At 65.7% G+C, this 20818-nt stretch carries 22 protein-coding genes; 5 read left to right on the top strand and 17 right to left on the bottom strand.

All coding sequences use genetic code 11. The annotated features are described in order from the left end of the window. The first annotated feature begins 25 nt into the window (after positions 1–25). Positions 26–1042 carry a PHP domain-containing protein gene (locus FNM00_RS12265; RefSeq protein ID WP_143913832.1) on the top strand — a complete coding sequence of 339 codons (1017 nt, stop codon included), beginning with the start codon at positions 26–28 and terminating at the stop codon, positions 1040–1042. A gap of 112 nt (positions 1043–1154) precedes the next feature. Here the strand turns inward: FNM00_RS12265 and era are convergent, their stop codons facing one another. From era to FNM00_RS12195, 14 genes are read right to left on the bottom strand one after another with little or no spacing between them, the layout of a single operon-like run. Next, a complete protein-coding gene (gene era / locus FNM00_RS12260; RefSeq protein ID WP_143913831.1) occupies positions 1155–2072 on the bottom strand; it encodes a GTPase Era in 918 nt (305 codons plus the stop codon). A gap of 1 nt (position 2073) precedes the next feature. Further along, positions 2074–2406, bottom strand: a complete 333-nt coding sequence (locus FNM00_RS12255) for a cytidine/deoxycytidylate deaminase family protein (protein WP_143913830.1) — start codon at positions 2404–2406, stop codon at positions 2074–2076. A gap of 31 nt (positions 2407–2437) precedes the next feature. Then, the gene (locus FNM00_RS12250) at positions 2438–3700 is read right to left on the bottom strand and encodes a hemolysin family protein (RefSeq protein ID WP_143913829.1); all 1263 of its coding nucleotides are present in this window, start codon (positions 3698–3700) and stop codon (positions 2438–2440) included. 34 nt (positions 3701–3734) lie between these two features. Continuing rightward, positions 3735–4217 (bottom strand): rRNA maturation RNase YbeY, encoded by a 483-nt coding sequence (ybeY, locus tag FNM00_RS12245; protein WP_143913828.1) that lies wholly within the window; start codon positions 4215–4217, stop codon positions 3735–3737. A gap of 14 nt (positions 4218–4231) precedes the next feature. Next, positions 4232–5218 carry a PhoH family protein gene (locus tag FNM00_RS12240; RefSeq protein ID WP_143913827.1) on the bottom strand — a complete coding sequence of 329 codons (987 nt, stop codon included), beginning with the start codon at positions 5216–5218 and terminating at the stop codon, positions 4232–4234. Continuing rightward, positions 5215–5592, bottom strand: a complete 378-nt coding sequence (locus FNM00_RS12235) for an HIT domain-containing protein (protein WP_143913826.1) — start codon at positions 5590–5592, stop codon at positions 5215–5217. The genes FNM00_RS12240 and FNM00_RS12235 overlap by 4 nt, the downstream gene beginning before the upstream one ends. A gap of 48 nt (positions 5593–5640) precedes the next feature. After that, a complete protein-coding gene (locus FNM00_RS12230) occupies positions 5641–6495 on the bottom strand; it encodes an alpha/beta fold hydrolase (RefSeq protein ID WP_185973124.1) in 855 nt (284 codons plus the stop codon). Between the two features lie 11 nt (positions 6496–6506). Continuing rightward, positions 6507–7724, bottom strand: a complete 1218-nt coding sequence (locus FNM00_RS12225) for a phenylacetate--CoA ligase family protein (RefSeq protein WP_143913824.1) — start codon at positions 7722–7724, stop codon at positions 6507–6509. Then, entirely contained in the window at positions 7721–8542 is an 822-nt protein-coding gene (locus FNM00_RS12220; RefSeq protein ID WP_185973123.1) for an ABC transporter ATP-binding protein, read from the bottom strand. The genes FNM00_RS12225 and FNM00_RS12220 overlap by 4 nt, the downstream gene beginning before the upstream one ends. Next, the gene (locus FNM00_RS12215) at positions 8526–9761 is read right to left on the bottom strand and encodes an ABC transporter substrate-binding protein (RefSeq protein WP_185973122.1); all 1236 of its coding nucleotides are present in this window, start codon (positions 9759–9761) and stop codon (positions 8526–8528) included. Before FNM00_RS12215 ends, FNM00_RS12220 begins: the two co-directional genes overlap by 17 nt. Before the next feature lie 49 nt (positions 9762–9810). Beyond that, the gene (locus FNM00_RS12210; RefSeq protein WP_143913822.1) at positions 9811–10866 is read right to left on the bottom strand and encodes a branched-chain amino acid ABC transporter permease; all 1056 of its coding nucleotides are present in this window, start codon (positions 10864–10866) and stop codon (positions 9811–9813) included. Between the two features lie 3 nt (positions 10867–10869). Beyond that, positions 10870–11754, bottom strand: a complete 885-nt coding sequence (locus FNM00_RS12205) for a branched-chain amino acid ABC transporter permease (RefSeq protein WP_185973121.1) — start codon at positions 11752–11754, stop codon at positions 10870–10872. Further along, positions 11747–13684: an AMP-dependent synthetase/ligase gene (locus tag FNM00_RS12200; RefSeq protein ID WP_143913820.1), complete on the bottom strand. Its 1938-nt coding sequence runs from the start codon at positions 13682–13684 to the stop codon at positions 11747–11749. The genes FNM00_RS12205 and FNM00_RS12200 overlap by 8 nt, the downstream gene beginning before the upstream one ends. Continuing rightward, on the bottom strand, positions 13681–14682 hold the full coding sequence (locus FNM00_RS12195; RefSeq protein WP_246065167.1) for an ABC transporter ATP-binding protein: 1002 nt from the start codon (positions 14680–14682) through the stop codon (positions 13681–13683). Before FNM00_RS12195 ends, FNM00_RS12200 begins: the two co-directional genes overlap by 4 nt. A 2-nt stretch (positions 14683–14684) precedes the next feature. On the opposite strand from FNM00_RS12195, the gene FNM00_RS12190 reads away from it, so the two are divergent. Together FNM00_RS12190 and FNM00_RS12185 are read left to right on the top strand one after the other, a co-directional pair. Beyond that, entirely contained in the window at positions 14685–15818 is a 1134-nt protein-coding gene (locus tag FNM00_RS12190) for an acyl-CoA dehydrogenase family protein (protein WP_143913819.1), read from the top strand. After that, positions 15815–16579: an SDR family NAD(P)-dependent oxidoreductase gene (locus tag FNM00_RS12185; protein WP_143913818.1), complete on the top strand. Its 765-nt coding sequence runs from the start codon at positions 15815–15817 to the stop codon at positions 16577–16579. The genes FNM00_RS12190 and FNM00_RS12185 overlap by 4 nt, the downstream gene beginning before the upstream one ends. 30 nt (positions 16580–16609) lie before the next feature. On the opposite strand, the gene FNM00_RS12180 is transcribed toward FNM00_RS12185, so the two are convergent. After that, positions 16610–17005, bottom strand: a complete 396-nt coding sequence (locus tag FNM00_RS12180) for a Zn-ribbon domain-containing OB-fold protein (protein ID WP_281281117.1) — start codon at positions 17003–17005, stop codon at positions 16610–16612. 32 nt (positions 17006–17037) lie between these two features. Next, complete coding sequence (locus tag FNM00_RS12175; protein ID WP_143913816.1) at positions 17038–17853, bottom strand: enoyl-CoA hydratase/isomerase family protein; 816 nt, start codon at positions 17851–17853, stop codon at positions 17038–17040. A gap of 106 nt (positions 17854–17959) precedes the next feature. Here FNM00_RS12175 and FNM00_RS12170 point away from each other — a divergent pair, with 106 nt between their 5' ends. Next, complete coding sequence (locus FNM00_RS12170) at positions 17960–19111, top strand: thiolase C-terminal domain-containing protein (RefSeq protein ID WP_143913815.1); 1152 nt, start codon at positions 17960–17962, stop codon at positions 19109–19111. 25 nt (positions 19112–19136) lie between these two features. Continuing rightward, a complete protein-coding gene (locus FNM00_RS12165; RefSeq protein WP_143913814.1) occupies positions 19137–20147 on the top strand; it encodes an NAD(P)H-dependent flavin oxidoreductase in 1011 nt (336 codons plus the stop codon). Between the two features lie 15 nt (positions 20148–20162). On the opposite strand, the gene FNM00_RS12160 is transcribed toward FNM00_RS12165, so the two are convergent. Next, positions 20163–20807 (bottom strand): TetR/AcrR family transcriptional regulator, encoded by a 645-nt coding sequence (locus tag FNM00_RS12160; protein ID WP_143913813.1) that lies wholly within the window; start codon positions 20805–20807, stop codon positions 20163–20165. Positions 20808–20818 lie beyond the last annotated feature (11 nt).

Here is a 20818-nt window from a genome sequence, read left to right as displayed (position 1 = left end):
GCTCGCAAGGTGGGAGCATCGGCCTATGGACGCCGCTGACACACTCCGCGAGATCGCCTTCTGGCTCGAGCGAGAGCGTGCGTCCACCTATCGCGTGGAGGCCTTCCGTACGGCCGCCGACGTGCTGTCCTCGCTCTCGCCCGCCGATGTCGAGCGCCGGACGCGCGACGGCAGTCTCAAACGCCTCAAAGGTCTCGGTCCTCGCACCGTCGGTGTCGTGGAGGATGTCATCGCGGGCGAGGTCCCGGACTATCTGACGGAGTTACGAGACCGGGGCGCGGCACCGCTCGCCGACGGCGGTGAGCCGCTCCGATCCATGCTGCGCGGTGACCTGCACCTGCATTCGGACTGGTCCGACGGCGGCTCGCCCATCGAGGAGATGCTGCGCGTCGCGAACCGGCTCGGCCGGGAGTACATCGCACTGACCGACCATTCGCCGCGGCTCACGGTCGCCCGTGGGCTCTCCCCCGAGCGTCTGCGCGATCAGCTCGGCATCGTCGCGGACCTCGGCGAACGGTCGGAGGGAACGGCCCTGCTGAGCGGGATCGAGGTCGACATCCTCGACGACGGCGGCCTCGACCAGGAGGACGACCTTCTCGAACGCCTCGATGTCGTGGTGGCTTCGGCGCATTCCCAGCTGCGGATGCGCGCACCCGCCATGACCCGACGACTGCTGAATGTCGTGTCGAATCCGCGGACACGGATCCTGGGCCACTGCACGGGAAGACTCGTCACCGGCGGGCGCGGCACCCGGCCGCCCTCGGAGTTCGACGCGCGGGCGGTCTTCGAGGCCTGTGCTGAGCACGATGTCGCCGTGGAGATCAACGCGCGACCGGAGCGCCAGGACCCTCCCGATGAGCTCATCGCGATCGCCCTCGATACGGGCTGCCTCTTCTCGATCGACTCCGACGCCCATGCCCCGGGTCAGCTGGACTTCCTCGACTACGGCGCGGCGCGAGCGGTGGCCTGCGAAGTCCCGGCCGAGCGCATCGTCACCACCTGGCCCCTGGACGACCTCCTCGCCTGGATGCGCAGGGAGTGAGCCAGAAGCGGGCAGGTGGGTTCACGCGAGATGTGCTTCGGTGGTTGCTATCGCGACCGGGAAGACACGTCCTTCGTCGGCTTCACGCTGGGAGGCCTGGGTCGCAGCCGCGTCAGAAGCCCAGCTTGCGCAGCTGCTTGGGGTCACGCTGCCAGTCCTTGGCCACCTTGACGTGCAGGTCGAGGTAGACCGGGGTACCGAGCAGTCGCTCGATCTGGCCACGGGAGGTCACGCCGATCTCGTGCAACCGGGCGCCTTTCTTGCCGATGATGATGCCCTTCTGGCTGTCGCGCTCGACATAGACGTTGACGCGGACATCGAGCAGCGGCTTGTTCTCCGAACGACCCTCGCGCGGGACCATCTCCTCGACCACGACCGCGAGCGAATGCGGGAGCTCGTCATGGACGCCTTCGAGGGCCGCTTCGCGGATGATCTCGGCGACCAGCGTCTCCTCCGGCTCATCGGTGAGCTGGCCCTCGGGGTAGAACGCGGGCCCCTCGGGCAGCGCCCGTACCAGCAGCTCGGCGAGCAGCTCGACCTGTTCGCCCTTGACCGCCGAGACCGGCACGATCTCGGTCCACTCGACACCGGCCTCCTGACCGGCGGTGGCGATCGACTGGAGATGCTGGGCCAGCCGCTCGGGTGAGACGAGGTCGGTCTTGGTGGCGATCGCGAACATCGGCTTGGACCGCAGCGCCGCCAGTTCTCCGATGAGGTACCGGTCGCCCGGCCCGATCCGCTGGTCCGAGGGGAAGCACATGCCGACGATGTCGACCTCGGACCAGGTGGAGCGGACGAGGTCGTTGAGACGTTCACCCAGGAGTGTGCGGGGCCGGTGCAGGCCGGGTGTGTCGACGAGGATCAGCTGGCCGTCGGGTCGGTGGACGAGACCGCGCACGGCGTGCCGGGTGGTCTGAGGACGCGACGAGGTGATCGCGACCTTCTCGCCCACCAACGCATTGGTGAGGGTCGACTTGCCGGCATTGGGCCTGCCGACGAAGCTCACGAAGCCGGAATGGAACTCGCTCATCTCAGGCCTCCAGCACGGTGTCGACGGTGCCATCCGGCCCAGCGACCACGACCGAGGTCCCGGAGCCCGCAAACTCGCGCACCGTCTCGGTGCGGATCGGCACGTCTCCCTCGGTCACGACGGCCGCGGCCTCCAGCCCCTTGGCCCCCGAGGAGACGGCCATTGCGACAGCGAGGTCCAGCGCCGAGAGTGTCAGCGATTCCAGCGCGATCGTCGCGGCGGCGTAGGTGCGTCCGTCGAGATCGCGGACCGCCGCGCCTTGGGCGACTCCGAGCCGGGCACGGGTGGCGCGTGCGAGCGTGACGAGCTTGGCATCCTCAGCCGACAGATCCATGCCCTCAGCGTATCGGCACGTCCCCGTCGCCTCAGTCACCGAGACGGGAGACGAGCACTCGGCCGATCCGGTTGCGGCGGCCGGCGGGCGTCTGGGCCTCCAGCCTCAGCCCGTCGACTTCGACGACGCTGCCGGGGATCGGCACCTTGCCCAGATGTTTGGCCATCAGGCCGCCGACCGAGTCGACATCGTCGTCCTCGATCGGCACGCCGAACAGCTCCTCGAGGTCGTCGACATCGAACCGAGCGCTGACCCGCCAGGACCCGTCGGCGAGCTGCTCGCGTTCGTCGGGCTCGGAATCGTACTCATCGGTGATCTCACCGACGATCTCCTCGAGGATGTCCTCGATCGTGACCATCCCGGCGGTGCCGCCGTACTCGTCGACGACGACCGCCACATGGGTGCGGTCGGCCTGCATCTCACGCAGCAGGTCGTCGGCCTTCTTGGTGTCAGGGACGAAGAGGCACGGGCGGCAGATCGAGTCGACCTTCTCGGCGGTCTCGGCCGCGTGATTGTCGAAGACGCGTTTGGTGAGGTCCTTGAGATAGGCCATGCCCACGACATCGTCGAGGTTCTCCCCCACCACGGGGATGCGCGAGTATCCGCTGCGGAGCGCGAGGCTCATCGCCTGTCGCAGGGTCTTGTGCTGCTCGATGAACACCAGATCGGGCCGGGGCACCATGACCTCCCGCACGATCGTGTCGCCGAGCTCGAAGACCGACTGGATCATCCTCGACTCATCGGTCTCGATGACGGAGCTGCGCGCGGCGAGATCGACCAGCTCGCGCACCTCCACCTCGGACGCGAAAGGACCCTCGCTGAACCCCTTGCCCGGCGTCAGGGCATTGCCGATGAGGATCAGCAGCTTGGGGATCGGCCCCAGCAGTGCGGTCAACACGATGACGACGAAGGCGGAGGCGACCGCGATGCGCTCGGCATGCTGCTTGCCGATCGTTCGGGGACCGACGCCGATGACGACGAAGCTCACCACCGTCATGATCGAGATGGCGATGAGCACATTGCTCCACAGGCCCTCGACATGATCCGCGACCACTGCCGCGACGAGCACGATGCTCGCGGTCTCCGCCAGGATGCGCAGAAGAAGGACGGTGTTCAGATAGGGAGCCGGATCCTCCAGGATCGTGCCGAGCCGCTTGGCGCCGGCGCTGCCGGACCCGGCCAACTCCTCGGCGCGGGCCCGTGAGAAGGAGGAGATGGCGGCGTCGATGCTCACGAGGATTCCGGCCAGCACCGCGAGCACGACCGCCAGCACCAGCGGCGTGGTCACGCCCATGTCGTCACCGCTGGAGCGAGATCACGCGATTCGGTCACGATGCGTCCGGGTCCTGTCCGGCGGCCGCCTCATGCCATTCCACCAGGAGGCGTCCCTGGATACCGAACATCTCGGCGTGCTCCTCAGGGGTCGCATGGTCGTAGCCCATGAGGTGCAGCATGCCGTGCACGGTGAGCAGGGCGATCTCGTCGTCTCGGTCGTGTCCGGCCGCCGGCGCCTGCTGGGCGGCGATCTGCGGGCAGAGGGCGATATCGCCCAGGTAACCGGGGTCGTCACCCTCATCGGGCTCCTCGCGCCCCGGAGTCAGCTCGTCCATCGGGAACGAGAGCACGTCCGTGGGGCCCTTCTTGCCCATCCACTGCTCGTTGAGCGTGGCGATGGTGTCGACGTCCACCAGTCGCATGGTCATCTCGGTCTGCGGGTGCAGCCGCATCCTCCGCAGCACGAAACGGCAGAGCCGAGTGAGGTCGAGGACGTCCACGTCCTCGCCGGACTCGTCGAGAACGTCAACGCTCACCGTGATCCACCCGCTCAGGCACGCTCGCGGCCGGCATCGTCGCGCCGCCCGGCGTCGTACTGGTCGTAGGCGGCGACGATGCGTCCGACGAGCTTGTGCCGGACGACGTCATTGCTGGTCAGCCGGGAGAAGTGGATGTCGTGGACATCGCCGAGGATGTTCTCGACGACCCGCAGACCGCTCGTGGCACCACCGGGGAGGTCCACCTGGGTGACATCCCCGGTGACGACCATCTTGGACCCGAACCCGAGCCGGGTCAGGAACATCTTCATCTGCTCGGCGGTGGTGTTCTGCGCCTCGTCGAGGATGATGAAGGCGTCATTGAGGCTCCGGCCGCGCATGTACGCGAGCGGGGCCACCTCGATGACGCCGCTGGTCAGCAGCTTGGGGATCGACTCGGGGTCGAGCATGTCGTGCAGGGCGTCGTACAGCGGGCGCAGGTACGGGTCGATCTTCTCGCTCAGCGTGCCGGGGAGGTACCCGAGCCGCTCCCCTGCCTCGACGGCCGGGCGCGTGAGGATGATCCGCGTGACCTCCTTGGCCTGCAGCGCCTGCACGGCCTTGGCCATCGCGAGATAGGTCTTGCCGGTCCCGGCGGGGCCGATCCCGAAGACGATGGTGTGCTTGTCGATCGCATCGACATAGCGCTTCTGATTGAGGGTCTTCGGGCGGATGGTGCGGCCGCGACTGGAGAGGATGTTGAGGCTCAGCACCTCGGCCGGCCGCTCCTGTGTCTCGGTGCGCAGCATCGAGATACTGCGCTCGACCGTCTCGCGGCTGAGCGCCTGCCCGGTGCGCAGGATCGTGACGAGCTCATCGAGCAGGCGCTCGACGAGCGCCGCCTCGGACGGCTCGCCTTCCACGGAGATCTCATTGCCGCGCGCGTGGATGCGCGCCTCGAAGGAGTCCTCGATGAGGCGCAGGAACTCGTCGGCGGGGCCGTAGACGGCGACCGCGGGGATGCTCGGCGGGACGGAGAAGATGTGGGACGTATCAGTCATGTGGTTCCGTTCTGGGCCGATGCAGCATCGATGTGCCGTTCGGCGCCGGCGGGCAATTCGGGTCCGGCCAGGACGTGTCCGTGTGCATGGAACACGGTCTGGCCCGCGGACTCCCCGGTGTTGAATACGAGCCGGAAGTCGTCGAAGCCTTCTTGCCCGGCCACCTGCCGCGCCTGAGCGAGCAGATCGGCCGCAGCGGCCGGGTCAGCGACCGCGAGCGAGGCAATGTCGCGGTGGTGATCCCGGGGCACCACCAGGACGTGGACCTGAGCGGCTGGCGCGATGTCCCGGAAGGACACCGTGTGTTCGGTCGAGGAAACCACGTCGGCCGGAATGTCGCCGGCGACGATGGAACAGAAGATGCACCCGCTCATGGCCCCAGCGTATCGGGGGTGCGGCTGTGCGCCCGACGGATCCGCGGGTCATGAGTCCGCGATCGCTCCTTGCTTCGTTGTCAGCGCGGTCAGGAACTCATGGATCGCCCGGGTGAACCGGGACTGTTCGTCTCCCGAGATCATGTGTTCGGCCTCGGGCACGAGGCTGATGGTGGCGTGCGGGATCAGCTCGCGAAAGGACTCCGCGCCCGCGTCGTCGACGACATCGCTTCGCTCCGCGATCAGCAACTGGGTCGGCGCGGTCACGGACCTCGCCGCGTTGCTGAAGTGATGGGCTCGTCGATGGACCCATCCGTGGCGGACCTCGAGGAGAAAGTCGGGGTCCCAGTGCCAGCGGAGTCGTCCGTCCTCGTCCGTCCGAAGGTTCTTGACCAGTCCGCTCGTGTCGGGAGGCCGCCGGCCGCCATGGTAGGCCGCCACCGAGTCGGCTGCCGCCTCCAAGGAGTCGAAGCCGGCCAGCCCTGAGCGCAGGAAATCGATGATGCGGCGCTGACCCGACCTGTTGTTGCGCGGAACCACGTCGATGAGAGTCAACGAGGCGACCGCATCGCCCCGCTTCGCCGCGAGGGAGAGGCCGAGCAGTCCTCCGAGAGAGGCTCCGACGACATGGACCGGGGCCCCGACCCTCCGGACCACGCTCATCAGGTCGTGGCGGAGCGCGTGCAGCGAATAGTCACCGTCCGGAGCCCAGTCACTCTCGCCGTGACCCCGAAGATCGGGGGCCACCGCGCGCCACCCGCGTCGCGCGAGTCGCTGGGCGACTTCGTCCCACGACGCCTTCGTCTGCGCACCGCCGTGCAGGAGGAGTACTGCCGGACCGTCGAGTGGTCCCACATCCGACACCGCCAGTCGGAGTCCACCGAACCCGGTGACGCTCTCCACTCGTTCCACGGTCAGAAGACACGCTCGTCGAGAAGCACCGGGTCGGTGGGCGACACGGTTGCCACGGACTCCACCGTCATCGACAGCTTGATGACGTCGCGAAAGACTCGTCTGATGGTCTCGATTCGCTTCTCGTCATCGGCAGGGACATCGGCACGCAGGACGAGAACGTCTTCGCCGTTCTCTCGGGTGATCACAAGTTGACCGGCCGACAGGTTCGAGCGGTTCAAGGCGTCGGTCACCAAGTGCGGGTAGACGAACATCCCGCGCACCTTGGTCCCCGGACCGCTACGGCCCAGGATGCCCTCGAGCCGCGGGCCGGTACGGCCGCAACGACACGTGTCACGGCTGGCCACGCGGCTGAGATCGCCCGTGCCGAAACGCAGCATCGGGTACCCGGTCGCAAAGTTGGTCACGACGAGTTCGCCAATCTCACCGTCGGGAACCTCGACATCACCTTCGGGGTCGACGATCTCGACGTCGAGGAACTCACTCACGTGGAGTCCGTCGGCGAACTCACATTCGGCGGCGACGTATCCCACGTCGGCGGTGCCGTAGATCTGCCGGATGGATCCACCGCTGTGTTCGAGCACGGCCCGGTCTGTCTCACTCATCTTCTCGCCCGACACCGCAGCACGACTGAACCGCCAACCGGTCCGATCCGTCAGGATCCGAAGATGGGACGGGGTGCCGATGAAAGCCGTGGGCCGGAGAGCACGGATGACCGTCGCGATCTGTTCCGTCGATGCCGTGCCTGCGGGAATCACGGTGGCGCCGAGGCGTGAGGCTCCTTGCTCGAACGCATGTCCGGCAGGCGTCAGGTGGTAGGAGAACGCGTTGAGCACCACGTCGCCGCCTGCGAACCCGGCCACGTGGAGACCCTCGCCAAAACCCCATTCGTCGGCGAAATCGAGCGGGTCGAAGATCGGTCCTGGGGACATGAAGACGCGCGCGAACTCGTGCAGCGGCTTGGTGGTGAAACCGCCCAGCGGCGGGCGTGCCGCCTGCCGTTCGAGGAGGTCCGCCTTGCGCAGGACCGGCAGTTTCGAGACGTCGATCGGTCCGGGCTCGTCGACCTTCACGCCTGCCGCGACGAGGCGAGTGCGCCAGCCCTCGCTCGCTTCGGAGGCGATCGTGATCACCTCACGGAGGCGCTGCGCATGGTCATCCACGCGCTCCTCGTGAGAACGTCGTTGCAGTGCCGCCAAGCGCTCCACGTCCGCGCTCATCCGAGCCACCTCTTCCTGCGCCGATAGGTCTTAACGTCGCGATAACTCTTGCGCTCGCCCACTCCGGAGAGCCCGAGATAGAACTCCGAGACATCCTGGTTGTTCCGCAGTTCGTCACTCGTGCCGTCGAGCACGACGCGGCCGTTCTCCAGGACATAGCCGTGATGAGCGATCGAGAGCGCCGCTTCAGCGTTCTGTTCGACCATGAGGACCGTCAACCCGGTATCGACGTTGAGTCGGGTGATGATCTCGAAGATCTCGCTCACCATGATGGGTGAGAGTCCCAGGCTCGGTTCGTCGAGCAGCAACAAGCTCGGTTCGGACATGAGAGCACGACCGATCGCGAGCATCTGCTGCTCGCCGCCGGACAGGAGTCCACCGTGCTGTCGGCGGCGGTCAGCCAACCGCGGGAAGTAGTCATACACCACGGAGGTCGCCTGTCGGGCCTGCCGCAGGGACTTCGTGGTGAAGGCTCCGCTGAGCAGGTTCTCGTCGACCGTGAGGTGCTCGAACACCCGGCGGCCTTCGAGCACCTGCACCACGCCCGCCTTGACGGTGCGGTCGGGGGAGAGCCGGACCAGGCTCTCCCCCATCCACGACACCGATCCCGACACGACCTCGCCGCGCTCATGGGCCAGGAGGCCCGAGACGGCGCGAAGCGTGGTGGTCTTCCCAGCCCCGTTCCCGCCGAGGAGCGCGACGACCGATCCTCGGGCGACCGACAACGAGACGCCCTTGAGAACGAGGGCCACCCGGTTATAGACGACCTCGAGCCCGTCTATCGCGAGCACGGAGTCCACGTCAGTTCTGACCGACATCCGGCTCTCCCGCCACCGGCGGACCGACGACGCAGGTCTCGACCCGGGCGAATTCGCCGCTCTCCACCCGGTAGATGTTCAAGGCCCGGTTGCCAGAATGGTCCTTCGGGGTCAGCGTGATCGGACACGCCGCCCCGTATCCCTCGAAGTCGGTGATCGACTCGAGCGCGGCCTTCATATCCTCGCCGGTGATCGGTCCATCCCCGACCTTGTCGTCGGCGAGACGAATAGCCTCTTCGAGGACCGTGGCGAAGTACAGACCGTTGGAGTAGACCGTGTTGTTCAGCGCGACGGGATTGGGCTCCTCACCAGACTCGGACCAGAAGTCCTGCAGCATCGTGAATGCCTCGGGCTCATCGGTGGTCAAGGTCGACATGGAGGTGGCGTACATCCCCTCCATGCAGTCCTTGCCCGCTCCCTCGACGGCGTCCTTGGTCACGCTCCAGTGCCACGTTCCCATGATGCTATCCGGAGCAGCCTCGCAGAGGCCCTTGAAGGCAGCCGTGGCCTGTCCGAACACTGCGCTGTGGAGGTTGACGTCGGCTCCCAGATCGACGAGCCGATTCACCTGGGGAGCCAGGTCGGCGGCTCGCGCGGGGAAGACCACCTCGCCGACGAAGTTCTTCTCGGCAGCGTCGGCCGCACCGTTGCAGAACTCGCGTCCTGCCGGAGCCTCCCACGCAAGACAGGCGAAGGTGGTGTCGGGTCCGTTCTCCTGGATGAGGTAGTCGACGAGGGCCGACGCTTGGTGCGCGTACAGCGGACTCGCCGGGAACACGTACGGAGCGGCTTCCCCGTCGACGGTCTCCAGGTTTCCCTGACCCGGGAAGAACAGCGGAATCTTGTTCTGGGTCGCCACCGGCGTCAAGGCGTCGGTGATGGCCGTCCCTTGGGTGACGACCACTGCGGCGTCGTCCTGTTGGAATCGCGAGAACGCCTCGACGGCGGGTGGAGCCTCGTACTCGGTCTCGACCTCGACGATCTCGACCTCGCGCCCATTCACGCCGCCCTCCGCGTTGACCATCTCGAACCAGTCAATGATGCCTTCGCTGATGCCTTCACCGATGTTGGCGATCGCTCCCACCCGCGCACCGGCGATGCCGACGACGATGGGTTCCTTGTCTCCGTCAGCACCGGGATCACCATCGGATCCGCACGCGCTGAGAATCAGCGAGCCAGCCAGGAGAGTCAACGCTCCTGCCGTGAGTCTTCTGGTCATCTTGTCTCCTTTTGTCAGTCCGGCGCGACGTGCCGAAACCCGAATGGGGCTAGTAGCTGAAGGGCCACTGGCGGAAATAGTCCTTGATGTTGCGGAAGAGTCCATACAGTCCTTTGGACTCCAGGAACAGGAACGCGAGGATCGCGATCCCGAACAGCACGCTGAGCAGGTGCACCTGCATGTTCGCGGCGAGTTCGATGCCGATGATCGGGAGCCCGTCGCGCAACACGATCGGGAGCATCGTGATGAATGCCGCGCCCAGCACGGCTCCGGGCACCGTGCCCAGACCGCCGACGAGGATGATCGCCAGGTACTGGATCGACAACGTGAGCGTGAACGCCTCTGCAGAGACGATCCCGGCGCTGAACCCGTAGAGAACACCGGACAGACCGGCGATGGAGGAGGAGATGAAGAACGCGATGAGCTTGTACTTGAACGGCGAGACGCCGATGCCCGCGGCCGCCATGTCCTGATCGCGGACCGCGATCATGGCTCGTCCGGTACGCGTTCTAGTGAGGTTTTCGACGTAGAGCACGACAAGCGCGAGACACGCCATGATGAGGAGATACCTGCCGACAGGTGTCGCCGTGTTGAAGGCGCCGATCTCGATCGGCTCGAACGTGATGAGCCCGTAGTCGTTGCCGGCGAGGTTCCAGGCGTGCAGCGCCCATTCCACGAGGTACTGGGCGGCAAGCGTGGCGATGGCCAGATACATGCCCTTGACCCGAAGCGAGACCACGCCGAAGATCAGCGAGAAGAGCCCCGCGCACAACAGGGCGGCTGGAATCGCGAGCCAGACCGGCAGTCCCAGGCGTGTCGTCATGATGCCGCAGCTGTACGCGCCGACGGCGGCGAAAGCGGCGTGGCCCAGTGAGATCTGGCCGGTGTAGCCGACGAGGACGTTGAGCCCGAGGCCGCCCACCGCGGCGACCCCGATGAGGCCGAGGACGGTCAGCCAGTACTGGTTGGCCGCGAACGGCACGATCACGAAGCCGACGACCAGGAGGGTCAGGATCCAGAATCGGCGGTGGGGTGTGTCGTACACCCGGACCTGTTGACGGTGGTTCTCGTCGAACCTACCGGTTTCCATGGCAATGAGAGGCATGGTTCACACCCTTTCGATCTCTGGTCGCCCGAAGAGCCCGTACGGACGGACCAGGAGGACGACCAGCAGCAGCAGGAGTGGGGCGACAGTGCTGAACCCGCCACCGACGACGTCGTCGAGGTAGCCGGCACTCAGACTTTCGACGATCCCGACGACGATGCCACCGATGACCGCGCCGGGAATCGACTCGAGCCCGCCGAGGATCACCACCGGGAAAATCAACGCACCCAACGCGATGAGTCGGCCGTCGACGCCGAGGAACGATCCCCACACGAATCCGGCCAGGGCGGCCACCGCACCGGCGATGGCCCACGCGGTCGCGTTGACCACGCCCAGACTCATCCCGAGCGACTGAGCCGCCACCCGATCATCAGCGACCGCCTGCATGGCGAGCCCCAGTTTCGTCTTGCTGAAGAACCATGCAAGGGCGCCGAGCAGGAGCAACCCGATGACGGCGGCCCACACCATGAGTGCCGAGAAGCGCAGGCCGAGCACCTCGTATGTCCCCGTGGGAAGGATCTCGGGCATGGAGCGCGTTCGGTCACCGAAGATCAGCGACATCAGCCCGCGAATGATCGACCCCAGCGCGATGGTGGCCATGATCAGCGCCAACATCGATTCGTTGAGCAACCGGCGAAGAGCGAAACGCTCGATGAGGACTCCGGCGACGGCACACACGAGGGCCGCCAACGGGATGCCCAGCCAGAACGGCACGCCGAGGGTCGCGAGCACCCACGAGACCACGTAGGCGCCCAGAAGCACGAGTTCTCCCTGGGAGAAGTTGATCACGCCGCTGCCCTTGAAGACGAGGACGAAGCCCATCGCCAAGATCGCGTACATGAAGCCCAAGAGGGCGCCATTGGCCGTCAGTTGCACGAACTCACCCATGACTGACCACCGCTTCCTTCGACGCATCCATGAGGTTCAGGCGCGTCGTGATGACCGAGCTCCGCCCGTCCCGATAGGTCACCTTGGCCTCGACCTCGATCGAGTCCTCCCCCGCGTACAGCGCGTCGAGGATGAAGGAGTACCGCTGCTCCACGAGGTTTCTCCGAATCTTCTTGGTGCGGGTGATCTCCTCGTCATCGGCGTCGAATTCCTTGTGCAGGATGACGAACCGTCCCACCCGCAGGCGTTCTGGCAGGGAATCGTTGATCCGGACGATCTCCTCGCGAATGAGGTCGATGATCTGCGGCTTCTGTGACAAGTCGGTGTAGGTCGTGTAGCCCACTCTGTTCTTCTCGGCCCATCGTCCGACCACGTCGCCGTCGATGTTCACCAGCAGCACCGGGAACGGGCGCTCGTGCCCGAAACACACCGCTTCGCGGATGAAGCGCGAGAACTTGGCCTTGTTCTCGACGAACGTGGGACTGAAACGGTCGCCCGACATCAGGGTCGCGACGTTCTTGGACCGGTCCACCACCACGAGGTGACCGTCATCGTCGAGGAATCCCTCGTCGCCGGACAGCAGCAGCCCGTCACGCAGCACCTCCTCGGTGGCGTCCGGATTCTTGAGATATCCGAGGAAGACGCTCGGGCCGCGGTGGGCGATCTCGTTGTTCTCGTTGATGACCACCTCGACGCCGGGGATCGGCTGGCCCATGGTCTCAGGCTTGATCTTGTCCCAGTGGGTCGTCGTGATTCCGGCTTCGGTCTGGCCGTACATCTGCTTGATCGGTACGCCGAGCGAGAGGAAGTACTTCGCGACCTCCTGACCCAGGGCGCCACCACCGGAATAGACCCGGGTGGCTCGCAGCAGTCCCAGCTGGTCTCGCACGGGCCGGTACACGAGAAATTCAGCGACCTTCCGCTTGAGGCGCAGGCGCAGCGGCAATGCCTCGCCAGCCAGATCGAAGTCGACCAACGACTGACCGACATCCATCCCCCAGCGGTAGATCGCGCGCTTGAGACGCGTGGCTTCGCCCATTCGCAGCTCGAAGCTCGAGAGGAAGTCCTCCCACATGCGCGGAGCGCCGACGAGCTGCTGCGGACCGATCTCCCGAATGTCGGCGCGGAGAGTTTCCGGGCTCTCCGCGAAGTTGAGCCGGTAGCCCACCAAGAGGTGGCCCGCGGTGGAGAAGTAGCGTTCGCCCGCCCACGCCAATGGCAGGAAGACCAACCTCTCGTCACCGAACTGGAGGGGTTCGACCGCGAAGAAGTTGACGATCGCTGCCACGACGTTGTGGTGCGACATCATCGCGCCCTTGGGCCGACCCGTCGTGCCCGAGGTGTACATGATCATCGCGGGGTCGTGGCTTCGACCCTCGTCGACGAAATTTTGGTATTCCCCCGGGTTCGCCGCAGCGCGGGCTCGTCCGGCATCGATCATCTTGTCGAAGGACAGGACCCGCTGCGATCGGTACCGCTGCATGCCCCGTCCGTCGCAGTACACGATGAACCCGACATCGGGCAGTTCGTCGATCACGTCGAGCACCTTGTCGGCCTGCTCCTGGTCACGAACCACGACCACGCGGCATTCAGCGTGGGCCAGGACGTACGCCACCTCGTCTGAGGTCGACTCGGGGAACAGGACCACCCCGGACCCGCCCAGTGCTTGCGCGGCGAGGTCAGCGACCAAGTGGTGAGGCCAGTTGTCGCCGAGGATCGCGACGGTGGATCCCGGCTCCATGCCCCGGTCGACCAATCCCAGCGCGAAGTGCTCGACCTGATCGCGATACTCGCTCCACGTGGTGGGCTTCCAGAGTCCGCGGTCCTTGATGCGATAGGCCACGGCGTCGGCGGTCATGCCCGCACGATCCTCGAGCAACTGCGGCAGGGTGCGGTCCGGATAGTTTCCCGGTCCGGCCTCGATCATCATGAAGCGATCTCCTTTGCTCCACCCACGTACGCACGGATCACGGCCGGATCGTTCTTGACCTCGTCAGGAGACCCCATCGCGATGAACTGGCCGAAGTCGAGGACGGCGACACGATCGGAGATGTCCATGACGACTCCCATGTCGTGCTCGATCAGCACGATCGAGATCGCGCGCGTTTCCTGCAGTTCGAGGATGAAGCGCACCATGTCCTCCTTCTCCTCGACGTTCATCCCGGCCATGGGCTCGTCGAGGATGAGGATGTGCGGATCCTGAGCCAACGCCCGACCCAGATCGACGCGCTTGCGTTGCCCGTAGGACAGCAGGCTCACGGGAGCATTCCGAATGCTCTCGAGTTCGAGGAAGTCGACCAGGTCTTCGACCACCTCGCGCTCGCGCAATTCCTCGTTGCGGGCCTTGCCCCACCACAACCCGCCGGAGATCGGGCCACTGGACATGTGCATGTGACGACCTAGCAACAGGTTCTCCAGGACCGACATGCCGTCGAAGAGCTCGATGTTCTGGTAGGTGCGTGCCACGCGATGCTTGGCGATCTTCTGGGGAGGAAGGCCCGAGACGTCCTCGCCGAACACCGTCACCGTGCCGCGCTGCGGACGGTAGAAGCCGGTGATGCAGTTGACGAGCGAACTCTTCCCGGCGCCATTGGGACCGATGAGTGAGACGATCTGCCGTTGCCCGACCTCGAGAGACACATCGTTGAGCACCGTCAGACCGCCGAAGCGCAGGCTGATGCCGTTCGCTTCCAGTGCAGGTGTACCCGATGGCTGCATTCCAACTCCAAAGATGTTTTTTGACCAAGAAGTAAAATCCCGGCCAGTATGCAGGCTTTCGGCCTGTGACGCAAGTCTCACGCCAAGAATTTTCGTCCACCGGCGCAGTCTTCTTGAACTACGGTTGAAATCCGGCCCACTGGTTGACGTGGCGAGCGAGCGATCCGTAGGGTCAGCGCATACCTCCACCCGCGACGAGGAATGGTGCACCCATGACCTGGGAACTCGACGATGTCCACGAAAGCCTGCGAGACACGTGTCGAAAGTTCGTCGACTCGCGCCTGCGGCCGATTGCGACGGCCGCAGACAGCGGCACCGTGGACCTGTCTATCTGGCGTGAGGCCGGAGATCTCGGCCTTCTCGGTCTCTTGGTTCCGCCCGAGGCCGGCGGGAGCGGCGGGGACGTGCTCGCGGTGACCATCGTCGCTGAAGAGCTGGCTCGCGCGTCGTGCGGACTGGCGATCACGCCGTTGGCGAGTTCCTACATGGCCATGCCCCATGTGTGGGCCTACGGGACGCGGGAGCAACAGCAGACGTGGTTGCCGCGACTGTGTGCCGGTGAAGCCTGGGCGTCCATCGTCGTCAGTGAACCCGAAACGGGCTCTGACGTGGCTGCCGTCAGCACGACGGCGGTGCGCTCCGCAGACGGATGGGTGATCAACGGCTCCAAGATGTTCATCACCAATGCCGGATTCGCCTCGGTCTTCGTGACCGCCGCTCGAACGGGAGAATCCGGACATCGTGGGCTGAGCACGTTCATCATCGACGCCTCGACGCCGGGGATCACGGTCGGCCCGCCGCTGGAGAAACTGGGTTGGCATGCCTCCGACACGCGCGAGGTGCACTTCGACGACGTGTTCGTACCCCACGACGCGGTCCTGGGCACCGAAAACCGCGGCTTCCACCAGATCATGGCGCGATTCACACTCGAACGCATCGTCCTCGCCGGCATGTCCCTCGGCGTGGCATCCGAATGTCTCACTCTCATCGAGGAGCGCATTCGGTCCCGCTCGACGTTCGGCGTTTCCCTCGTGGAACGTCAGACCATTCGCCACCGAGTCGCTCACATGAGAGCCGGGATCCAGGTGGCTCGTGCAGCGACGTACCAAGCCGCGGCTCGCATCCAGGCCAACCACCGTGAAGCACATCGCGCGGCATCCGTGGCCAAGTACTTCACCGCCGGGGTCGCCCAACACATCGCGGACGAAGCCGTCCAGATCTTCGGTGGTGACGGTTTCCTCGCCGGCGACGCAGCACGCCACTACCGCGATGCCCGAGTCCTACGCATCGGCGGCGGAACCGACGAGATCCAGCTCGAGATCCTCTCTCGGGACCTTGGGCGATGAACCGCTATCGCACGGCATTCGTCATCGGGGGTTCCTCGGGCGTGGGGCAGGCGGTGGTCACGGCCATGATCCGCTCAGGCGTGGAACGAATCGCCATCGCCGGTCGCGGGCACGACGCGTTGCGCGACGCCGCGACCCAGGCGTCAGTGTCCGGCGCCACCGTCGTGCCGTACGTGCTCGACGCCATGGATCATGCGGTCCTGACCGAAGCGCTCACCGATTTCGACGCATCGTCCGGGGGCATCGACGCCGTGGTGTGTTCCACGGTGCCGAGCGGCGTGAGTCCTCAGCCCTTGGAGTCGACCGACCCCGGTCGCGTCGAGGACATCCTCACATCGATAGCCCTCCCCCCGCTGCACGCGACCCGTGCAGCGATTCCGCTCATGCTGCGCTCGGGCGGCGGTTCCATCGTTCTCGTCGCCTCGGACGCCGCCAAATCGGCGACTCCGGGGGAAAGCGTCATCGGAGCAGCGATGGCGTCGATCGTCATGTTCGCGCGGACGGCCGCCTGGGAGAACAAGCGCCACGGCATCCGCATCAACACTGTCACGCCGTCGCTCATCGGCGACACCCCGACCGGAGCCCGCATGCTCGAGGGTGGTTTCAGCGCGCGGCTGTTCGCCAAGGCCGCCGAACGTGCCGACCTCGGCGTGCCGTCCGCGGCCGAGGTGGCCGAACTCATCGACTTCCTCGCCAGCCCCCGCGCCCGCCGGATCACCGGTCAGACGGTCAGCATCAACGGGGGGATCTCGGTCGTCTGAGGCGAGCGTCGCCCGAGGCCCTCGTCGCCCTCAAGACGTGCTCAACCGAACCCGCAGTTCACTCCAGTCCGGATGATCGACGATGACGGGTTCGACCCGGTCTCCGAAATCAATCTCCTCACCGTCCTCGACCCGGACGACCGCTCGGCAGCCTGCGTCGAAATCGACCGTGGCCAGGACATAGGGAACATCGGCAGCGAACTCCGGCGCGAAGGCACGCTGGGCGACGATCCACGAGTACACCTCGCCTCGACCCGAGATCTCTTCGATGCTGGCCTCGGGGTTCCGGCAGAACGGGCACCTCGGCATTGGGGGAAAGCGGAACCTCGAGCATGACGTGCATCGCTGGAGCACGATCTTTCCGTCCCGCAACCCGTCCCAGAAGAAGTGACTGTCCAGATCCGTCACCGGGGCCGGGGGTGCCATCGGGCTCGAGGTGGCATCGGCGTTCATCGGACTCACCGTCCCGTGTAGTGGGCCGGGCGCTTCTGCGCGAAGGCTTCCAGTCCTTCGGGCGCATCGTCGCTCGTGAGGCAGTACAACGACGTGGCCGTACGTTCGAGCCGCAGCCCCTCGGTGATGCCGGTGCCCTCGCTCCATGCGGCGTTCATCGTCCGTTTGGCGTTGGCCACTGCGAGCGGGGACTTGGCGGCGACTTCGGCGGCGAACGAGAGTCCCGCGGCCACGAGCTCATCGGGTTCGGCGATCCGCGAGACCAGTCCGACGTCCATCGCTTCGCGCGCGTCCATCATCCGGCCCGACAGCACCAACTCACGCGCGCGCACGGGGCCGATCGCTCGCGGCAACAACGTCAGTGCTCCGCCGCCGCCCATCTGGCCGAAGACGAGATGGGCGTCCCCGATGCGCGCCTTCGTGCTCGCGACCACGACATCGCACGAGAGCACGAGTTCGATCCCGCCCGCGACCGCGACGCCGTTGACCAGGGCAACGTAAGGCTTGGCCGACTGCGAGATGCCCGAGAAGATGCGATGGATGTCCTCGAGGAACTGAGGAAAGTCGACCGAGTCGCGCTGCAGCGTCGCATATTTCTTCATGTCACCTCCCGCGGAGAAGGCGCGGCCTGCTCCCGTGATGGCGACGACGCGAACATCTCTGTCCTGCTCGAGCTCGGCGAAGGTCTCACCCAGGTCCTTGACGGTGTCCCAATCCAACGGGTTCATCTCGTCGGGACGATTCAGCGTGACGAGCGCCATCTGCTGGTCGGTCCCGTCGATGGACATGCGATCGACGAGAACCGTCGGTGTCGAAGTCACGATCTTCTCTCCCCTTCTTTATGACACTTGAGTCAACTATTGACTATATAGCCAGACTTTGACTTAATAGTCAATGATTGAGTCCTGTCGAACCGAAGGTGGCTTCATGAATGACATTGCGCTCGCGGGCGTCGGGTACACGAGTTTTTCCAGAAACTCCGGCCGCAGCATCTTGGACCTTGCGGCCGAAGCTGCCCAAGCGGCCTGTGACGACGCAGGTCTTCCGATCGACGAGGTCGATGGGATCTCCAGCTTCATGATCGGGAGTGACTCAGTCAGTTGCGAGGCGGTGGCGACGATCCTCGGTGTGCCCGAGAGTCGGTACATCCTCGACCTCAACATGGGCGGCCAGTCGCCCAGCTTCCTCATCGGTGCCGCCGCAGCGGCGATCCGGTCCGGCATGGCCAAGAACGTCATCGTCTTCCGGGCGATGAACGGCCGATCGGGCGCCAAAGTGGGGACCGCGGTGATGGCCGGCGGCGCTGGCCAGTACCGCTACCCCATCGGATATAACGCCTACCTGATGTACATCGGCATGTGGGCGCGTCGGTTTCTGCACGAGACGGGACAGGACGAGAGTGATCTCGGTGCCGTGGCCGTCGCTCAACGTCACTGGGCCAGCCTCAACGATCGCGCTGTCCTGAAGGACCGGCCGCTCGACTACGAAGGCTACCTGGCTTCCCCCTGGGTGGCGTCGCCGTTCCGCGTGGCCGACTGCACCAGCGAGATCGACGGCGCCTGTGCCGTGCTCGTTACGTCCCTGGAGCGCGCTCGGGACCTGCGCCACCCGCCGGCGGTCCTGGCGTCGACCGCCTATCGTGCGGGCCGCCATCCCGGTCTCGACATCGGCGACCACGTTCTCTATCAGGACTACACCACCAACTATGCGACGCTCCTGCGCGATGAACTCTTCGGCCGCGCTGGCCTCGGTCCTGGTGACGTCGATGTGGCCGAGATCTATGATTGCTTCACCAGCACCGTCCTCATGACGCTCGAAGGCCTCGGACTCGCGGAACGGGGCGGTTCCGGACCAATGTTCAAGTCCGGCGCGACAGGCGTGGACGGCCGCCTACCCGTCAACACCCACGGCGGGCTCCTCGCCGAGGGATACGTCCACGGCATGAACACCGTGGCCGAAGCCGTCCAACAGATCCAGGGACGCGCCGGGGTCCGACAGTCCGCGGCGCACGAGGTCGCGGTCGTGACGTCCGGGGCTCTCGTCGACGGCTCGGCCCTCATCCTCACTCAAGACCGATGACCACCCACGACGAAGGGAACTCGCCATGACCTACGCCTCCACCGAGCGTCTCACTGCCCTCCTGGGCACACGCCACCCGATCATCCAGGACGGCATGGGACCGTTTCGGACGAACGCGATCGCGATCGCCGTCTCCAAGGCTGGCGGGCTGGGCACCGTGAGCATCCCCGGCATGACCAAACCTCCCGTCGAGGGCAAAGCGACGATGAAGGACTTTCTGCTCGAAGTCGCGACCGAACACACCGGCCCGTTCGCGGTCAACGTGCCCGTGGGGCGTGACGCCGAAGGTCGCGTCCTGTCATCGACCGAGGCCTACATCTCGGCGTTGATCGAGTCACGCGAAGAAAGCGACGCCGTGCGCACGGCCGTGACCACGATCATCACCAGCGCCGGCTTCCCCGGCGAATTCCGCGAGGCGATCAAGGCCTCAGGAGTGACCCACATCCACAAGGTCGGCTCCACGCGGCATGCGATCAAGGCTGAACAAGCCGGGGTCGACGCCGTGATCGCCTCAGGGTACGAAATGGGAGGTCACACCCACGCTCATCCGGTCCACACCTTCGTCCTGGCACCCAACGTGACCGAAGCGGTCTCGATCCCGGTCATCGTCTCGGGCGGCGTCCGTGACGGGCGCACCATGGCAGCGGCACTGGCACTGGGTGCGAGCGGCGTGGCCATGGGAACGCGATTCATCGCCACCGAGGAGAACGTCGATTGGCATCCTGCCTACGCCCGTGAAGTGCTTGCGATGACCGAAGGCGGCGACACCACCTTCCCCGCGATCTACGGACCCGCACGAGGTCTGGCGAACGAAGGCGTGCGCGAGCTCCTCGAGATCGTCGCCGAGGACCGCATGACCGGGGACGAACTGTCCCGCTGGAAGGACGCGCGCATCATCTCGGCTCAGGAAACCGGTGACACCGTGCGGGGCATCATGCCCATGGGACAGGTGGCCAGCGGGATCCACAGCATCGTGTCGATCGGCACCTTCATCGAGGAGATGGCCGCCGAGGCGCGTCGAATCCTGGGGGCGTGACGACGGCCCGGCCGGTCACCCCGCGAACATGGCGACGAGTTCTTCCGCGACGCTGTCGATGACGCGGCGGTCCTCGTCCTTGCCGCGGCTACGGAACCATACCGGCAGATAGTTCATTGCGCCGAACATGCAGTGTCGGGCGACCAGGTCGTCGCGAGGACTGAACTCTCCGGTCGAGATGCCCTCCTCGATCACCCGATCGAAGGGCGCTCGGTGCTCGGAGCGCCAGCGACGGATGGAATCAAGCATCGACTCGGGCCAGTCGAGCTGCTGGACGTAGAGCCTCGCCAACTCACGGTCACTGCTGATCAGGATGTCGAGGTGCCCGACGATCAGCGCGCGCAGACGCTCGGTGGCAGAGCCTTCAGAACGCGAGATCTCGTTCAGCGTCTGGATCGATTTCAGGGCGACTCGCTCCAAGCACGCCTCGAAGAGCGAGTCCTTGCTGTCGTAGTAGTGGTAGAGCGATGCCTTCGTCAGGTCCAGGCGGTCCGCAATCATCTCGAGCGACGTGTTATGGTACCCGTGTTCGGCCAGCACGATGGACGCGACGCGCAGGATCCGTTCGATCCGCTCCTCACGCTTCCGCTCGACACGGCTCTTCGGCTGATCGCGTTGCAGGTCTGGGGAACCCACGGTCATGTCGTTGGTCGCGCTCATGGCACTGTCAC

Origin of the sequence: Aeromicrobium piscarium, from assembly GCF_007421815.1 — a bacterium.
In the GTDB taxonomy this organism is placed as follows: domain Bacteria; phylum Actinomycetota; class Actinomycetes; order Propionibacteriales; family Nocardioidaceae; genus Aeromicrobium; species Aeromicrobium piscarium.
Note: the sequence above shows the minus strand (reverse complement) of the source record. Positions and strands in the feature narration are given on the sequence as shown.

What these genes read in the sequence shown, in the direction of transcription:
- FNM00_RS12265 (WP_143913832.1), top strand. Translation starts at nt 26, where the DNA reads ATGGACGCCGCTGACACACTCCGCGAGATCGCCTTCTGGCTCGAGCGA.
- era (WP_143913831.1), bottom strand. Translation starts at nt 2,072, where the DNA reads ATGAGCGAGTTCCATTCCGGCTTCGTGAGCTTCGTCGGCAGGCCCAAT.
- FNM00_RS12255 (WP_143913830.1), bottom strand. Translation starts at nt 2,406, where the DNA reads ATGGATCTGTCGGCTGAGGATGCCAAGCTCGTCACGCTCGCACGCGCC.
- FNM00_RS12250 (WP_143913829.1), bottom strand. Translation starts at nt 3,700, where the DNA reads ATGGGCGTGACCACGCCGCTGGTGCTGGCGGTCGTGCTCGCGGTGCTG.
- FNM00_RS12240 (WP_143913827.1), bottom strand. Translation starts at nt 5,218, where the DNA reads ATGACTGATACGTCCCACATCTTCTCCGTCCCGCCGAGCATCCCCGCG.
- FNM00_RS12235 (WP_143913826.1), bottom strand. Translation starts at nt 5,592, where the DNA reads ATGAGCGGGTGCATCTTCTGTTCCATCGTCGCCGGCGACATTCCGGCC.
- FNM00_RS12225 (WP_143913824.1), bottom strand. Translation starts at nt 7,724, where the DNA reads ATGAGCGCGGACGTGGAGCGCTTGGCGGCACTGCAACGACGTTCTCAC.
- FNM00_RS12220 (WP_185973123.1), bottom strand. Translation starts at nt 8,542, where the DNA reads ATGTCGGTCAGAACTGACGTGGACTCCGTGCTCGCGATAGACGGGCTC.
- FNM00_RS12215 (WP_185973122.1), bottom strand. Translation starts at nt 9,761, where the DNA reads ATGACCAGAAGACTCACGGCAGGAGCGTTGACTCTCCTGGCTGGCTCG.
- FNM00_RS12210 (WP_143913822.1), bottom strand. Translation starts at nt 10,866, where the DNA reads ATGCCTCTCATTGCCATGGAAACCGGTAGGTTCGACGAGAACCACCGT.
- FNM00_RS12205 (WP_185973121.1), bottom strand. Translation starts at nt 11,754, where the DNA reads ATGGGTGAGTTCGTGCAACTGACGGCCAATGGCGCCCTCTTGGGCTTC.
- FNM00_RS12200 (WP_143913820.1), bottom strand. Translation starts at nt 13,684, where the DNA reads ATGATGATCGAGGCCGGACCGGGAAACTATCCGGACCGCACCCTGCCG.
- FNM00_RS12190 (WP_143913819.1), top strand. Translation starts at nt 14,685, where the DNA reads ATGACCTGGGAACTCGACGATGTCCACGAAAGCCTGCGAGACACGTGT.
- FNM00_RS12185 (WP_143913818.1), top strand. Translation starts at nt 15,815, where the DNA reads ATGAACCGCTATCGCACGGCATTCGTCATCGGGGGTTCCTCGGGCGTG.
- FNM00_RS12180 (WP_281281117.1), bottom strand. Translation starts at nt 17,005, where the DNA reads ATGGCACCCCCGGCCCCGGTGACGGATCTGGACAGTCACTTCTTCTGG.
- FNM00_RS12170 (WP_143913815.1), top strand. Translation starts at nt 17,960, where the DNA reads ATGAATGACATTGCGCTCGCGGGCGTCGGGTACACGAGTTTTTCCAGA.
- FNM00_RS12165 (WP_143913814.1), top strand. Translation starts at nt 19,137, where the DNA reads ATGACCTACGCCTCCACCGAGCGTCTCACTGCCCTCCTGGGCACACGC.
- FNM00_RS12160 (WP_143913813.1), bottom strand. Translation starts at nt 20,807, where the DNA reads ATGAGCGCGACCAACGACATGACCGTGGGTTCCCCAGACCTGCAACGC.